The organism is Microcoleus sp. PH2017_08_TRC_O_A (assembly GCF_020738665.1).
GTDB lineage: Bacteria > Cyanobacteriota > Cyanobacteriia > Cyanobacteriales > Microcoleaceae > Microcoleus.
In genome coordinates this window covers 21,438-38,862 of record NZ_JAEQCE010000095.1, presented here as the reverse complement: position 1 = coordinate 38,862, position 17,425 = coordinate 21,438, and the positions used below count along the sequence as shown (strand labels likewise).

The window sequence follows — 17,425 nt, the reverse complement described above, 5'->3', positions numbered from 1 at the left end:
CGGTGAAGTGAAAAAAAGTGCGCTTATCGACAAAATGCACAAATCGAAAATTAGATTAAAATACAAAAGCAGCTATAGCAACCGCCACATTGGTTAGGACATTCAAGAACTCATCAATAGAGTCTAAAATCCTTGCTTTATAAACGGTTAGATTCGGATACCATAACTGTCAACTGTCAACTGTCAACTGCTATAAGTAGATTTGAGCCAACTCTGAGGAAGCGACTGTGACTGAAAAAAATACCGCCCAATGGGATGCCGGCAGATTTGTCAAAACCTTGGCTTATTTCGGCGTGATTCCCTTCATTGGCAGCATTAGCTGGCTGCAACAACTGTTCGGAAGCAGCAGCAACAATAAAAAAGATAAACCCAAACTCGTACTGGTAGCCGGTGCGACAGGTGGCGTCGGGAAGCGAGTTGTCAAGCGGCTGCAACAGCGGGGATATCAAGTCCGCTGTCTCGTCAGAGATACCAAAAGAGCAACCGAAATTCTTGGCAAAAATGTCGAATTAGTCGAGGGAGATATCACTATCGCTGAGACGCTAACACCGCGCGTCACTGAGGGCGTAGATGCAGTTATCTGCTGCACGGGTACCAAAGTTCAACCTGTAGAAGGAGACACGCCAACCAGGGAAAAATACTATCAAGGCATCAAGTTTTATATGCCGGAAGTTGTGGATGTTCCCGAAATTGTCGAATACAAAGGCCTGAATAATTTAGTGCAAGCTGTTCGCAGTCAGCTCATTAAATCAGGCGAAAAAGTCATTTTTGATTTCACAAAACCTACCCAAGATTTAAAGGAAACTTGGGGCGCTCTCGATGATGTTGTGATGGGCGGGACTAGCGAAAGTTCGATCGTACTTACAGACAGTACAGCTATATTCACGGGCAATGTTTCCACTGCCAACTCAGGTGGCTTTGCTTCTGTCCGCACCCGCAACTTCGATCCTCCGGTCAATCTCGCAGGATTCAGCGGCCTCCTGCTCCGGGTCAAAGGGGATGGTAAGCGCTACAAGTTGATCGTGCGTAGCGAGGCTAAATGGGATGGTATCGGCTATTGCTATTCGTTCGATACTGTGTACAATACCTGGATTACGATCGTAGTTCCCTTCGATAAGTTAATTCCAGTATTCCGCGCGAAGACTGTGAAAGATGGCGCGAAATTCGATCCCAGCAGCATTTATTCTTTTCAGTTAATGCTGAGCAAGTTTGAATATGACGGCGCGCTGAATCCGAAATTTACACCGGGTGTTTTTCAACTGGAATTAGAATCTATTAAAGCTGATGGCGGCCAGACTTTGCCGCGATTTGTGATGGTGAGTTCGGCGGGAGTTACTCGCCCGGGCCGCCCAGGACTTATCTTGGAAGATGAACCGCCGGCTGTCAGAATGAATGATATGTTGGGGGGAATTTTGACTTGGAAGTTGAAAGGGGAGGATTGCGTGCGATCGAGCGGCATACCTTATACTGTTGTCAGACCTTGTGCTTTGACTGAGGAACCGGGCGGCAAAGCTTTGATCTTCGAGCAAGGAGATAATATTCGGGGTAAAGTTAGTCGGGAAGATATTGCGGAATTGTGCGTGCAAGCTTTGGAACAACCGCAGGCTTGTAAGGTGACTTTTGAGGTAAAAGAGGGGGAAAATCCTGGTTCTCCGAGAGATTGGGAGGGTTTGTTTTCTGGGCTTAAATAGGTATAGACGGCGAATCGAAGACGGCGAATCGAAGACGGCGAATCGAAGACGGCGAATCGAAGACGGCGAATCGAAGACGGCGAATCGAAGACGGCGAATCGAATTCGCGTCTACACAGACAAAACCCGCCTCCGCGGGTTGAAGAAAAAGATCGGACGGCGAATGGAATTATGTTGTTTTCTTCAGTCGGCGTCCGGCTGACATCGTTTGTATAGACGCGGTTTCAACCGCCGTCTTATTATTAACCAAGACTAATTACCAATTATTATGCCTTTGAATTTTTTCCGCCGCTATTCAACGCCTTATTTGTTTTTGTTTCCGGCTTTGTTTGTTTTGACTTTGACTGTTTTGTGGCCTGCTTTACAAGCTTTTTATTTGAGTTTTACGAGTTACGAATATGATTTAACTCAAATGCCGCAGTGGGTGGGTTTGAAGAATTTTGAGCGGTTGTGGCGCGATCGCACTTTTTGGCAAACTTTGACCAATACGCTGCTGTATCTCATCTGTGTTGTGCCTATATTGGTTGTTCTACCGTTGGGAATGGCAATTTTGTGCAATCAAAAGCTGCGGGGGATGAACTGGTTCCGCGCCGCCTACTACACGCCGGCGGTGATTTCGATGGTTGTCGCGGGGATTGCTTGGAAGTGGCTGTTTGCTGAGACGGGATTGCTGAATCAGTTCGGAGAATTGTTGGGTTTACCTCCGGTTTCTTGGCTGGCCAATCCGAAGGTGGCAATTTTTAGCGTGATGGCAGTTACTGTCTGGAAAGGCTTAGGTTATTACATGGTGATTTATTTAGCTGGGCTGCAATCTATTCCGGCAGAACTTTATGAGGCGGCTGCGATTGATGGTTCGGAAGGTTTGCGGAAACACTGGGATATTACTGTGCCGCTGATGAAGCCTTATTTGGTTTTGGTGGCGGTGATTTCGGCGATTTCTGCTACTAAGGTTTTTGAAGAAGTTTATATTATGACTCAGGGCGGCCCTCGCAATAGTTCTAAGACTGTTGTTTATTATCTTTACGAACGGGCTTTTAAGGATTTGGAAATTGGTTATGCTTGTACGATCGCCCTAGTTTTGTTTTTGCTGATTTTGGGTTTGTCGGTTTTGCAAGTTAGCCTTCAGGGTTTGACTCGCAATGATTAGTTGACAGTTGACAGTTGACAGTTGACAGTTGACAGTTGACTTGACAGAGGAAAGAGAGAAGAAGATAAGAAGGCTGTTAAAACCCTTGGCGCGGCAAATGTTATATTAAACACAATTTAATCAGTAAGAATACGTATTAATCAGTAAGAATACGTAAGTGCGATCGACTTAAAGATTAAGCCAAATAGCCAATGCCAAAGCTGCGATCTTTGCACTAATGTTGATTATGCCTCGGAATCTGTTTCACCCAACCTGTGCCATCACCCCTCTAACACGGGCGATCGACTTCCGCCCACAGCACAACTCGGGTAAATTTGCAGTCAACCCTTTAAATTCAAATTGATTAAACTATGATTTTACTAACAGGCTATCAAATCACGGAACAAATTTATTCTGGTATCAATACTGCGATCTATCGGGGAATCTGGGAACAAGAAAACCTACCCGTCATAGTCAAAACCCTGAAAAGCGAGTATCCAACTCTCGAAGAGATTACTCGCTTGAGACACGAATATAAAATCCGAAAAAATCTAAGAAATATAGAAACTATTGTTAATTCATACCGCCTAGAAACGCATCAAAATAGTGTAGCACTCACATTAGAAGACTTTGGTGGCTTGGCTTTGTCAAAACTTCTAACTACTCAAAAAATTAAATTAAAACATTTTCTCGAAATAGCCGTGCAGCTAGCTCAAAGTTTGGGTGAAATTCATCAAAATCAAATAATTCACAAAGATATTAAACCGCACAATATCATTATCCATCCCGAAACCTATCAGGTCAAAATTACTGACTTCAGCATCTCCTCGCGCTTGGTTAGAGAAAACGCAAGTCCCAGCTATCCCAATTTGCTCGAAGGTACGTTAGCTTATATTTCGCCGGAACAAACTGGTAGAATGAATCGGGCGATCGACTATCGCAGCGATTTTTACTCGTTAGGTGTCACTTTTTACGAGATGCTGACTGGTGAATTGCCGTTTAATGCGATCGACCCTTTAGAATTAGTTCACTGTCACATCGCTAGAATCGCACCCGCGCCCCACAGTTTGAAGCCGGAAATTCCCGAAGCAATCTCTGCCATCGTGATGAAGTTGTTGGAGAAGACGGCGGAAGATAGGTATCAAAGTGCCGACGGGCTGAGGTTTGATCTCGAAACTTGTCTCGCACAACTGCAAGCTGGTGGCAATATATCTGATTTTACTGCCGGAAATGCCGATCGGGCCGGTCAACTCCTCATCCCCCAAAAACTATACGGTAGAGAAGCCGAAGTCGCCGCTTTACTCAGTGCTTTTGAGCGAATTAGCGGTGTAGAACCCCCCCAACCCCCCCTTGCTAAGGGGGGGCTTTCGGAGCTTTCCCAAAGCACCGGAGAACCCCCCCAACCCCCCCTTGTTAAGGGAGGGCTTATTGAAAGTTCTTCATCCTCCTTAACAAGCAAAACAGGGGGAGTCGAAATGATCCTGGTTTCCGGTTACTCCGGCATCGGCAAATCCTGCTTAGTAAATGAAGTTCAAAAACCCATTGTCCGGCAGCGCGGCTATTTTATTGGCGGCAAATTTGACCAATTCAAGCGCAACATTCCCTACGCTTCTTTGATTCAAGCATTCCAGTCATTGATTCGGCAGTTGCTAACAGAAAGTATAGCATCTATCGTAACTTGGAAACAAAAAATGCTAGCGGCTTTGGGAAGCAGTGGGAAAGTTGTCACAGACGTGATTCCCGAAGTCGAACTAATTATCGGCAAACAGCCAGAAGTCCCGGAATTGGGGCCGACAGAATCGCAAAACCGATTTAATCGGGTGTTTAAACAATTCATTAGCGTGTTTACTGCAAAAGAACACCCGCTAGTAGTTTTTCTCGACGATTTGCAGTGGGCAGATTCGGCATCGCTGAAATTAATTGAACTGCTGGTGACAGACTCAGATAGCAAATATTTGCTAATAATTGGAGCTTATCGAGACAACGAAGTCAGCGCCACTCATCCGCTGATTGCCACAATCGAAAATATTCAAAAGACTGCGGTAATAACTCCCGAAATAGTCAGCAATATTGTTCTCGCTCCCTTAGAATTTAGTCATGTAGAACAATTAATCTCAGAAACTTTAAAAAGCAATATATCCGAAAATATAAAACTTTTAGCAGAGCTACTTTTCAACAAAACCCAAGGCAATCCCTTCTTTCTAACTCAGTTACTCAGAACTCTTTATCAAGAAAATCTGTTAGTTTACGATTTTCCATCCAGTACGTGGCAGTGGGATCTCGGACACATCCAAGCTATTGGGATTACTGACTGCAATGTCGTAGAGTTAATCGCTCGAAATATTCGGAAGTTGCCTGTCTCGGCGCAGTCAGCATTAAAATTAGCTGCCTGTATTGGCAACCAGTTTAAGTTAGAAGTTCTCTCAATTGTCAGCGAAAAATCTCAGAAAGAAACAGCATTAAACCTCTGGGATGCTCTTCAGGCTGGTCTAGTTTTGCCACTGAGCAACGATTACAAAATTCCGCTGGTTTTTGAAGGTTCAGAAACGGGGCTGGCTGGGCTGCAAGATGTGAAGGTTGACTACAAGTTTTTGCACGACAGAGTGCAGCAAGCAGCTTATTCTTTGATTCCCGATGGCGAAAAACAAGCAACGCACGTCAAAATCGGTCAACTGCTGCTCAACAATACTCCCCCCTCTGAGATTGAAGAAAATGTCTTTGATATTGTCAATCAATTGAATTTTGGTGTTGAATTTATTGCAGACAAAGCCGCAAAAAATGAACTGGCAAAACTGAATCTGATTGCCGGAAAAAAAGCTAAGGCATCCAATGCTTACGAAGCCACTATCAGATATTTGAATGTCGGTTTGGCGCTGATTAATTCCCCTCAGTCCCCCGTAAGTATAGGATCGAGTTGGCAGACTGATTATGATTTGACGCTGAATCTTCACGTTGAAGCAGCGGAGGCGGAATATCTGAATACTAACTTTGGGCGATCGCAAGAATTAGCAGACATCGTGTTACAACAAGCGACAAACCTGCTCGACAAAGTTAAGGTTTACGAACTGCAAATCCAGTCTTATTTGTCTCAAAACCAGATGGTTGAAGCCATCGATACTGGTTTAAAAGCTTTGGAAATCTTGGGATTTACCTTGTCGGAAATTCCCCCACAGGGTTTGACTGCAATTAAGTTACCTCAGCTTGATGAACTAGAAAATGTTCCGGTAATGACTGATAGCTATCAGTTGGCGGCAATGCGGATACTTTCGGCTGTTGTTTCTCCTGTTTTTGTGGCAAAACCAGAACTATTGCCGCAGGTTATCTTTACAATGGTCGATTTTTCGATTAAACGGGGTCATTCAGCACTTGGGGCGATCGCCTATATTTGGTATGGCTTGCTGCTGGCTGGTGCCTTAGGAGAGATCGACGCTGGATATCATTCTGGACAGCTAGCTTTGAAGCTGTTAGAGCAATTCAATGCTAAACAATTTAAATGCAAAGTTTACCACCTGTTTAACACTTTTGTTCGCCACTGGAAAGAACACGCTAAAGAGACAATTGCCCCCTTAATAGAGAGCGTTCAAAGCGGCCTGGAAACTGGAGACTTAGAATTTAGTAGTTATGCTGCTTTAAACAGTTGTTCTTGCCCTTTTTTGATTGGAGAACAACTAGAAAATGTCGAACACAAACAAGTGCAATACTTCACTTTAGTACAAAATCTCAAGCAAGAACTTTCGATGGAATTGCTGGGCATCTGGGGGCAAATTATTTTAAATTTGCGAGGAATGTCCGCAAACAAATCTCAACTAATAGGTGAAAAATTTAATGAAGCAGAGATTTTGCCTCGGCTGCAACAAGCTAACAATTATATGTCACTTTTTAATGTTTATCTCGCTAAGTTGCTGTTAAATTACTTATTTAAACAGCCAGATAAAGCAGTTGCTGACGCATCTTTAGCGGCCGAATATGCACAAGCAGCAATTGGCTTCATGATGATTGGTACGCACAATTTTTATTATTCGCTGGCACTCCTCGCTGTATATCCAACTGCTGACAGCGCAGAACAAGCAAAACACTTGATGCAGGTAGTAGCGAATCAAGAAAAAATGCGAAAATGGGCGCACCACGCACCAATGAATTATCAGCATAAATATGAGTTAGTTGAGGCTGAGAAAGCGCGGGTGTTGGGGGACAAAGATAAAGCAATAGATTATTACGATCGCGCAATCCAACATTCCCGCGAACAGGGATACATTCAGGAAGAGGCTTTGGCGAATGAATTAGCTGCTGAGTTTTACCTGTTTGCGGGGCGCCAGAAGGTGGCTAAGGTTTACATGACTGATGCTTACTACGGTTACATCCGTTGGGGTGCGAATGCTAAGGTTACTGATTTGGAGGAACGCTATCCGCAGTTGATTGTACGGATGCCGGAAAGTGATAGTCTCACAATTAGCGATCGCCCGACTGTGACTGTAACTTCTGCAACCGTTACCGGTACTCACAAAGCTTTGGATTTCGCTACCGTCATGAAAGCATCTCTGGCTATCTCCGGCGAAATTGTCCTCGATGCTTTGCTGGACAAATTGATGCGGATTTTGTTGGAAAATGCGGGGGCCCAAACTGGGTTTTTGATCGCACCAAAAAACGGTGAATTTGTCATTGAAGCTGCGGGAGAGGTTGGCGGCGATGTGCGGGTGCTCTCGGGCGCGGGCTTGGATTGTGCGTATCCGCGATCGCTAATCAATTTTGTCGATCGCACTCAGCAAGATGTCGTGTTGAATGACGCCAGCAGCGACGCTATTTTCCACAATGACCCCTACATCGTCGATCGCCAGCCAAAATCGGTGTTATGCGCGGCGATCGTCTATCAAGGCAAATTAACCGCGATCCTGTATTTGGAAAACAATTTGACAACCGGCGCTTTTACAGGCGATCGCTTGGAAGTATTGAAGCTGCTTTCTTCCCAAGCTGCGATCGCCCTCGAAAATGCCCGCCTTTACACAAACTTAGAAACTGCCAACAAACAACTCGCAGAATACAACTTTACCCTAGAAGCAAAAGTAAAAGAACGCACCCAAGAATTACACGAAAAAAACTCGCTACTTTCCGAAGAAATTAAAGAACGCCAAAAAGCCGAAGCCGCCGCCCGAGATGCCAGCCACGCCAAAAGCGAATTTTTAGCTAACATGAGCCACGAATTGCGAACACCCCTCAACGGCATTTTAGGTTACACCCAAATCTTTAAGCGCGACAAACATTTGACCTCGCAACAACAGAATGGAATTGGCGTTATTCACCGCTGTGGCGAACACTTGCTCGCTTTGATAGAGGATATTTTAGACCTTTCTAAAATCGAGGCAAGGAGAATGGAACTCGTGGCCACAGACTTTGATTTTCCCGATTTCATTCAAGGCATTAATGCTATTTGTAGCATTCGGGCAAGTCAAAAAAACATAGCTTTTAATTGCGAATATCTTTCGTATCTCCCCAGTGCAATCTCGGCAGATGAAAAGAAGTTGCGCCAAATATTGATTAATTTAATTGGTAATGCTGTTAAGTTTACTGAAAGGGGTGGGGTAACATTTAAGGTTTCAGTAGTGGATTGTGTAAGCGATGAAAATAGGACTGAAGTCCTCACTACGAAGGTGAGGATTCGGTTTCAGGTTGAAGATACAGGAATTGGGATCGCTGCTGATGAATTGCCAAAGATATTTACACCTTTTGAACAGGTGGGCAATACCCGCCGCCATACCGAAGGAACCGGATTGGGATTAGCAATCAGCCGGGAATTAGTCGAGATTATGGGCAGCGAATTACAAGTAGAAAGCACTTTAGGCAGAGGTAGCATTTTCTGGTTTGAGTTAGATTTGCTAGCAGTTGACAGCCCAGAAATAAATAAAAAGTATTCCCAAAAATTTATCAAAGGTTTCAATGGTACTAACAAAAAACTTCTGGTGGTTGACGATCAGTGGGAAAATCGCTCGGTTTTAATTCACCTGCTCGAACCGTTGGGTTTTGAAATAATTGAGGCTACAGACGGTCAAGATTGTTTGAATAAAGCCCTGGAATTTCAACCGGATTGTATCTTGATTGATTTGGTAATGCCGGTGATGGACGGATTTGAAGCGATGCGGCAAATTCGCAAGTTGCCGCTCTTTAAAAATGTGGTCACGATCGGCACTTCTGCTAGTATTATGGCAGTGGAAAAGCAGGGAAGTTTAGCAGCAGGATGCAATGCTTTTCTCCCCAAGCCGATCCGGGCTGAGGAACTTTTAAATTGCTTGCAAGTTCATTTAGAGTTAGAATGGATTTATGAGAATTTGGAAGACGAAAATTATGAATCTGAAGATTCCGACAACCAATCTAAAATTCCAGATGAAAAAATTATCCCTCCTCCGGCAGAGGAAATAGCTGTACTTTTTGAATTAGCAATGATGGGTGACTTAGGAGGAATTCAAAAACAAGCAGAAAAATTGGCCAAAATTAATGCAAAATATGTCTCTTTTGCCAGCCATCTGAATCAATTAGCTAAAAATTTTGAAGAAGCAAAGATTTTAGAATTCGTAGAACAATATAGGAAGCATTGAAAACATGAGCATCTTACCTTTGGAAGAGAGCGTTATCTTGATCGTCGATGATAACCAAAATAATTTGGCAGTGCTGTTTGATTTTTTGACGGAATCGGGGTTTAAAGTGTTGGTGGCAAGGACGGGAGAGAGCGCTATCAAAAAAGCTGAATACTCGCTGCCAGATTTGATATTGCTGGACGTATTAATGCCGGGAATTGATGGGTTTGAAACTTGCCGGCTTTTGAAGGCTGGCGATTTGACAAAGGAGATTCCGGTGATTTTCATGACAGCGCTGGATGAGACGGAAGATAAGGTAAAAGGATTTAATTTGGGAGCTGTTGATTACGTTACTAAGCCGATTCAAAATCAAGAAGTCTTAGCTCGGGCTAAAGCGCATTTGAGCATCCGCAAGCTGACTCAAAAACTTCAGGAGCAAAATGCCCAGATGCAGCGTGAAATTGTCGATCGCAAACAAGCTCAAATTAACCTGGAACAACTGGCTGCCGAGTTGGAAAAACGGGTAGAGTCGCGCACTGTGGAACTTTGTCAAACCAACGAGCGGCTACAGGAAGAGGTGAACCAGAGACAGCAAACACAGGAGAATTTACAGCAGTCCCTGCACAAGCTCCAGCACGCCCAGTCGTTGTTAATTCAGAGCGAAAAAATGTCTGCTTTGGGGCAAATGGTGGCGGGAATTGCTCACGAAATTAACAATCCGGTAAATTTTATCTGCGGCAATCTCAATTACGTTCGCGATTATACTGAAGATTTGCTCAAGGTACTCAATCTTTACCAGCAGCACTATCCCGAACCCGCAGCGGAAATAACATCAACAGCAGAAGCGGTAGAGATTGAATTCATCAAGGATGATTTGCTGAAAATGCTAGACTCGATGCGGCTAGGTGGCGATCGCATTCGGGATATAATTCTGTCTCTACGGTATTTTTCGCGACAAGAAGGGCGAGAAATGGAGCTGATTGATATTCATCAAGGTATTGACAGCACGCTGATGATTTTGCAAAATCGGCTGAAATTTAAGGCGAACCGTCCCGCGATTCAGGTGATTAAGGAGTACGATACCGATTTGAAAAATGTAGAGTGCTGCGGCGGGGAGATCAATCAGGTATTTATGAATATTTTAGCTAATGCCATCGATGCGATAGAAGAATCATGCGCTGAAAAAACTATGGAAGAAATTAAAATAAATCCCTACCAGATTCGGATTTGTACGAAAGTCCACAACCCGAACACGGCAATTATTAAAATTGCTGACAGCGGGCCGGGAATCAGTGAGGATTTGTGCGATCGTATTTTTGACCCATTTTTTACAACAAAGCCTGTGGGAAAAGGTACGGGAATTGGCCTGTCAATTAGCTGGCACATTGTCACAGAAAAGCACGGTGGCAGTTTGCGCTGTTGTTCGACACCAGGCCAAGGAACCGAATTTGCGATCGAGCTTCCAATTCGACAAAAAGTGCGAGAAATGGCGACCTCCGGTTCCAAAATAGTAGACCGCTAATCATTGCCCTTGGGGCGCCCCAGAAGCCATAAAAAAAGCAGGTTTGTGAGCGAAAAAATCCGTCTAAGACTGTAAAAAATCAACGTATAAATCCGGCATTTAATGAGATACTCCCAAAAACAAAAAGCATCGCCCATTTGAAAGGGCGATGCTGTTTCCCAAATGGGTAATTCTATTCAGGAAAATCAGGGATTACCCATTTGGGAGGTTCCGTCCGTTTCCTTCTCACCGCTTCCTCTGCCATTTCTAGCATTTTGTCGAGAGAAGTATTTTCAATAAAGCTTGAAGTTGCTTCTGCGTATTCCCGCTTCGGACACTTGTCGCCCAAAACGCAGCCGTTGACGCAAGCTACAGCACAATCGACAGTGTTCTCCACCATAACTTTTTTCCTTTCACGGTTCCAACAACTAGCAGGCAGATGCTCTGGGTGAATTTGTCAAGAGACTGCCCTCTATGTTCATTTTACTTTACTAAAGACCAGGAAGATGTCGATCGCCAGCGCAAAACTGTTATAAAATCAAAGCAACCTACCAAATTTGCCGATTATGAGCAATTTTCTGCGCCGCTTAAAACTTTTCCCCTGGCGAGAAATGCTGCAAATTGCCGCCCTCGTCAACTCCATCGTGATTGGACTGGAACTATTTTTAGCCTGGGGTTTCACGCAATCGCGGGTAATCCGCAACATTCTGACACTTCTCTACGGCTCCTCCCTCGGAATATTGATACCTTTTGTTACAGCCGTGGGAATGGGAGCTTTAGCAGTGTACTTTTTGGAGTATTGGCAGCAGCAATTTTTGCTCAACCGGACTAATTTGTGGGTTTTAGTTTTGTGCGTAATCTTGGGTTTGGTATTAAAGTCATTCCTGCCCATACCTGCTTTTTTAGCAAGTTTATCGGAAGCTGCACTAATAGGAATTACCGTGGGAGTTTTTTGGAAGGGTCGGCCTTATTGGTGATAGTCAGTTGACAGTTGACAGTTGACAGTTGACAGTTGACAGTGATTGTAGGGTGCTTCAGGGTTGAATGTCTTGAGTATAAATTAATATTTTTTGCCCTGACGCACCCTACGATTAGTTACTTTTTCACCCACATTGACAGTTTCAATCAACTATTTTGATGAAAAACCCGGTTTCTCGCCACCCGTGCATAAGTCCTACTTAGTTAAAGCAATACATTTCCTCTTCCCTCTTCCTTCTAATTAGGGCAGCCAAAAATCGGGAATAACAGCTTTAGTCAAACTGCGAACAAACTGATTAATCTGTCTGCCGACTTGAATGTGTGGTTCGTCAGCCTCCACCGGAATAATTGTCGCTTTCTTGCCAATTCCGAAACGCGAAACTACCAAGTTAGCCGCTTCCAAACCAGTAACATAAGCCTTTTCCTGCGACCAAGAACCGTGACGGGTCACAACCCAATCGCCGCTCATAAATACATTATCATAACTTGTGACCGCAGGCAACAAATACTGATAACTTCCCGGTGCAAAATGCGTCACCGCCCGCGATAAACGAATCGCGCTGCTGTCGATTACTTTAGCCTCCCGAAAAGCCGGAATACAAGTCGCCAAATCCCGCTGAACAAGAGCAACTATTTCCTCATCTTTCAGGGGAATTAATTGATTGGCATGATAAAAATCAGCTTCCACAACTGTTCCCGGTTCGGAGCGGAATTCGTCGTGCAAAGCATTCAAATCAAAAAACGTCCATCCCGTAGTCGAACTAAATCCAAAACAGGCATTTGAAGGCAGCGGAATCTCAATTTTTCTGTCAAACCACAGGCGAACAGCTAACACGTCAACAGCGCCCAAGTTCATCACGTCCCGAAACTCTTGGCGGGTTTGCAAAGCGGGGCTGCTGCTGATAATTTTTTGCATTCCGGTAACGCCAACTGCAAAAATAACTGCATCTGCATCGAATGTTTCGTCGCCGCAGACAACTCCCTTGGCTTGATTGTTGCTGTCAACTATGACATCAGTAACTCGCCGTTTTGTCAATACTTGGGCGCCGATTTTTTCTAGGCGTTCTACCCACGGACGAAAGATTTTTTCTCCGACAGTGCCGCGACACCAAACTACATCAAAATCTGCTTGGTGTGCTAAAATGAAATAATAAAGCATTCCCAAAGCTGCGGCGGCCGAACACTGTTCTCCGGGTGCAAATAAACCTACTAATAACATCGGCTCAAAAGCATCCCGGTACAGCCTTGCAGATACGCCAAACTGTTTGAACAATTCGCGGGCTGTCACGCGATCGTACCGCTGCCAAGCTTCGTCGGAATTGTCGAAATCTAGTACGGCATAGAGTAAGGGTAAGGCTGAAAGGCGATCGACTAATGGCAGTCTTTTAAATCGCGTGTACAAGAATGTTCCTAACGGTGTGGGAAGTCTGGGTTCGTCCTGAAAAATGGGAGATTCAACTTCCAATCCGGCGGGGGAATACTGACAAGAACGAGTCCAAGGCGTGAAGGGATCGAGTCCTAATTCCTTGACTAATGAAAAGATGTTTTTGTAGGGATACCAGAAGCCGTGAATGCCTGCTTCTACGGAACGCCCGCCTGGGGTTTTCCACCCCGCAACTAAGCCTCCTGGCTGAGGCCCTGCTTCTAACAAAGTTACGTCATATCCTTGTTGGGCTAGGTGATAGGTGGCGCCTAAACCGGCCCATCCGGCACCGACTACGACTATTTTTGGGGTTGGCGATTCTGCTGACATTGCGTACCTCTTGATTCTTTATTTATGATGACATAATTGATAAAATAAAGCGAGATATAACCTTTCTCAGAAAGATGAGGTACTCATGGGAATTGGCCAAACAGGGAATTGGCCAAACAGGGAATTGGCCAAACAGGGCATTGGGCATTGGGGATACCTCACTTTTTTGAGAACCGCTATATAGCTTCACTAATTTAGATGAGGTCTGTCTGGTAATCGGGAATTGGTCGCGCTTGACTAAGCTCATTTTATAAGCGCCATATGAACTCGATTATCAGAAGGTTAGACGAGGTTTTTTTACCAGAAAGAATTGGTTGAAAGGCTCTCGCCGATCGGGAGAAATTAAAATCAGACTATTGATTACTCCAATCCTCTTCCTTCTAAATAGAGGTCGCTCTCAAACTGTCAACTATCAACTGTCAACTGTCAACTGTTGAAGGCGATAGCTGTTATATTAAAACGTTAAGGTTGGTTTTTTCGGCGAATTAAGATTAGAGTAAAATACACAAACAGAACGGGTTGTCAATATGCAATTGATTAATTATTTGACTGCTGTTTTTGGGGTGATTTGGCAGAATAGCATTTTTCACTGGGCGGCGCTAATTTTGCTGTGCGCGGCTGTTTGGGGCGAGTACACTTCTGTGAAGCAGTACCAGCGTTATGTGGGCGTCAAAAGCCGATCGACTTTTGAGGCTGTCAACTATTTGAGCTCGAAGTTAGAAAAGGGTATGTCAGGGGCGATCGATCTACAGCAACCGGAAACAGCAACAGACTCTTGGAAACTTCTCCTCGACTGGTTTAGCGAACACTTGGCGGGCGACACAATCGCAGACGGCGAGGCTTACAGGGCTCAGGTAAAATCCGGGCGGTTTCTCTTATTTCAGTATCCGGCCATTTTAGGGCGATCGGCACCTCGGAGTCAGTGGCGGTTTGTGCCCAGCGTCTTAGTAGCCCTCGGGGTTTTAGGTACATTTTACGGCATTCAAACCGGATTGCAGGATGTTAACTTGGGTTCGCTGGAAGATACCAAACAATTGCTACCCTCGATTAGCACGTTGCTGGAGGGGATGAAAACAGCGTTTTCCACTTCTCTAATGGGTTTGGGTTCTTCTAGCGTATTTACGATCGTGTTGGCTTGGGGCGATCGCGCGCGCGTTGCTAATCAATCCAATTTGCGCGCCAAATTAGATAAAATCGCGAAATTACAAACCCCCGAACAACTGTTTTCCCGCGCCAATTCCAGCGGTGGCGATGCTGAAAGTGCGATCGAATTGGCGATCGAGACAATGAGAACCGGATTTGCTCAAATCGTCGAGGCGCAAAGCAATGTGAACTCCCAGGCGATCGGACAGCAAATCGGTTTAGCAATGACCCCAGTTTTCCACGACATTCGTCAAGAATTATCCGTACTCCAACAGATTAAAGCAGACCAAGGCGAACAGATATTAAATAACCTACTTTCAGGTCTCCGAAACGAAGTAATTGAACCCGTAGTTGGGCGATTAGATCAAAGTGCCCAATTAACTCAAGAAGCATCCGAAGCTGTCAGAGAACTGAAGAACGAATTAGGCGGAATCTCTTCTAGTTTAGCACAATCAATCCTGACAATTCAAACTTTCCAGCAAGATACATTAGTACAGTTGCAAGAATTTGCCAACAACTTGCAGCAAATTTTAGGACAGTTTCAAACCGACACCCACAGCGTTTTGCAAGAAATGGCCACCGAAATACGATCGGGAGTTGGAGAAAGCATTGAAGGGATGAAAGCGCAAAGAACAGCCTTTCAAGAAAGCGCCCAAGAAGCCGCCAACACCTTTAGAGGAATCCAAGATAACTTGCAAGAATCTCTCCACACTCAAGCCGAACAAGAAAGAGAAATGCTGCAAGGTGTCGAAACCCGGATGACAAATATTTTAAATGCCACCCACTCCGCTTTTCAAACTCAGTCTGACACCCTCAAAGTAGTAGGCGACGAAGCTTCGGGATTGATGGATAAAGCCAGAGAAAATCTGGTTGGTAGCTTGCAAAATGTTGACTCCATGCTGCAAAACACCCGCGTCACAGTCCAGGAAGAATTAGACAACTTCAGAGTAACGTATCAAGCCTCTCTCCAGCAATTTTTTACCCAACAAAACAATTTATTAGAAGGAACATTAGGCAAACAGCAAAAAGGTTTAGCACAGGTTGTACTCGGCTTGCAGAAAGTTTTTCAAGAAGAATCAGAGAAACGCAAATTGATGTCGCAGCAAGTTGACCAAAGTATGAGCCAAATTTTGACAACAGCCGCAGAAGTCAGTCAGTTTGCTAATTCTGTAGGCTTGAATTCCAGCCAGCGTTTGGCACAGTTGCAGGAATTAGCAAAGATAACCGGACAAGAAGTGCTGCGGGTAGAAAGCGTTTATGAAAAAATGGCAAATCAGTTCAATACAGAAGGAGAAAGATTGCAAACTACCTATACAAATTTGGTGAATCAATTAAATGCAGCTTTGCAAGCAGAACAAGAACAAGTGCGGCGGGTTGAGAGTGCCTATCAAAACATGACAAATCAGTTCGATCGCGCGCTGGAGTTGGGCAACAATCAATTAGTTGGCTATTTGGAAAGAACTACTTCATCGCAGCACAAGTTTTTTGAAGAAGCAGATACTTCGATGGCGAAAGTGTGCAGTGGGTTGCAAGAAAGTTCCGACGGTTTGATGCAGGTTGCTCATTATTTGGTGGCTGCTGCTGATAATTTGGGAACAAAGAAACCCTAGGGTGGGTTTTACGATAACCGAGAAACACGCAGATATAAAGGTGTTCAAAAAGATAAGGTAAGTTGTTGGGCTTCAGCCCTCTTATCTAAAAGGTACGTTGTTGGGCTTCAGCCCTCTTATCTAAAAGGTACGTTGTTGGGCTTCAGCCCTATACGTTTAAAGGTACGTTGTTGGGCTTCAGCCCTCTTATCTAAAAGGTACGTTGTTGGGCTTCAGCCCTATACGCTTAAAGGTACGTTGTTGGGCTTCAGCCCTCTTAACTTAGTGGCTATATAAGCTGTCAGTCATACCTCACTTTTTTGATAACCCCTATAATAAACCCGCCCTCCATAGTTGCAATCGCTTGATATTCTGCAATCAAGCATCTTTCACCATCCAAACTAACAAGCTGAGAATATGCTCGACAGGGGGCAGCGGATAGTCGGTTAGGTCGATCGTTATTATCTGTCCCTCCAGCTTCAAAAACCGCCATTGCGTGCCGCTGGTAACGCAACCGTAGACAGCCCCAAGCAGTTGCTCTTTTGCCCGATTAAATTGTTCTACAGCCAGCATTTCTGCAATGCACTGTCCCAGCCCAGATTTCAGGTCAGATTTTTTCGCCTCAACCACAACAATTGCTGGCGCTTCCACCGTCAGTTGTTCGGGAGAACGGCTAATTAGGAAATCACAAACTCCGTTAAGTCCAACACTCGGATCGACATTGAATTCTTCGCCAGAAAACACACTAATTTGACGGTTGAGAATGCGTCGCACTTCCAGCAGGACAGGATTTATAATGACTTCAGAGCGAGCCTTTTCGGTATCTACAGCGATCGCCCAAGGTACATCCTCTAAAATTGCCAATAACTTAGAACTAGGGGCGATCGGCTCAACAGAGTCCGGGAAAAATCTGCTTCCCTCAACAATCGTCAGGTGAAAATCTCGCTTCACCTTGTCAATACTAAACTGACTGTAGAGCATAATATTTTCTTGTTGTTTTATTCTAGAGTGTAATGTAAAATAGCAGAATATATCAAAAGTTCCACACCAATAATTATATGTCAAATATGACAGTAAAA

At 44.5% G+C, this 17,425-nt stretch carries 9 protein-coding genes; 6 read left to right on the top strand and 3 right to left on the bottom strand.

The features are described 5' to 3' along the window. Positions 1-227: 227 nt before the first annotated feature. From JGK22_RS26900 to JGK22_RS26885, 4 genes are all read left to right on the top strand, one after another. A complete protein-coding gene (locus JGK22_RS26900) occupies positions 228-1,691 on the top strand; it encodes a CIA30 family protein (protein ID WP_293178321.1) in 1,464 nt (487 codons plus the stop codon). Positions 1,692-1,958: 267 nt separating this feature from the next. Continuing rightward, a complete protein-coding gene (locus tag JGK22_RS26895; RefSeq protein WP_293314146.1) occupies positions 1,959-2,837 on the top strand; it encodes a sugar ABC transporter permease in 879 nt (292 codons plus the stop codon). Positions 2,838-3,187: 350 nt separating this feature from the next. Beyond that, complete coding sequence (locus tag JGK22_RS26890; RefSeq protein ID WP_293314144.1) at positions 3,188-9,403, top strand: hybrid sensor histidine kinase/response regulator; 6,216 nt, start codon at positions 3,188-3,190, stop codon at positions 9,401-9,403. 4 nt (positions 9,404-9,407) lie between these two features. Beyond that, positions 9,408-10,904: a response regulator gene (locus tag JGK22_RS26885; protein WP_293178312.1), complete on the top strand. Its 1,497-nt coding sequence runs from the start codon at positions 9,408-9,410 to the stop codon at positions 10,902-10,904. Between the two features lie 172 nt (positions 10,905-11,076). On the opposite strand, the gene JGK22_RS26880 is transcribed toward JGK22_RS26885, so the two are convergent. Continuing rightward, positions 11,077-11,283, bottom strand: a complete 207-nt coding sequence (locus JGK22_RS26880) for a hypothetical protein (protein WP_293143836.1) — start codon at positions 11,281-11,283, stop codon at positions 11,077-11,079. Between the two features lie 166 nt (positions 11,284-11,449). Between JGK22_RS26880 and JGK22_RS26875 the strand changes: the two genes are divergently transcribed. Beyond that, complete coding sequence (locus JGK22_RS26875) at positions 11,450-11,860, top strand: peptide chain release factor 1 (protein WP_293178309.1); 411 nt, start codon at positions 11,450-11,452, stop codon at positions 11,858-11,860. Positions 11,861-12,102: 242 nt separating this feature from the next. Here JGK22_RS26875 and JGK22_RS26870 read toward each other — a convergent pair whose 3' ends face one another. Beyond that, complete coding sequence (locus JGK22_RS26870) at positions 12,103-13,614, bottom strand: FAD-dependent oxidoreductase (protein ID WP_293314142.1); 1,512 nt, start codon at positions 13,612-13,614, stop codon at positions 12,103-12,105. A gap of 527 nt (positions 13,615-14,141) precedes the next feature. Between JGK22_RS26870 and JGK22_RS26865 the strand changes: the two genes are divergently transcribed. Continuing rightward, positions 14,142-16,367: a hypothetical protein gene (locus JGK22_RS26865; protein ID WP_293207191.1), complete on the top strand. Its 2,226-nt coding sequence runs from the start codon at positions 14,142-14,144 to the stop codon at positions 16,365-16,367. A gap of 357 nt (positions 16,368-16,724) precedes the next feature. Here JGK22_RS26865 and JGK22_RS26860 read toward each other — a convergent pair whose 3' ends face one another. Continuing rightward, positions 16,725-17,327 carry a hypothetical protein gene (locus tag JGK22_RS26860; protein WP_293178300.1) on the bottom strand — a complete coding sequence of 201 codons (603 nt, stop codon included), beginning with the start codon at positions 17,325-17,327 and terminating at the stop codon, positions 16,725-16,727. Between the last annotated feature and the right edge of the window lie 98 nt (positions 17,328-17,425).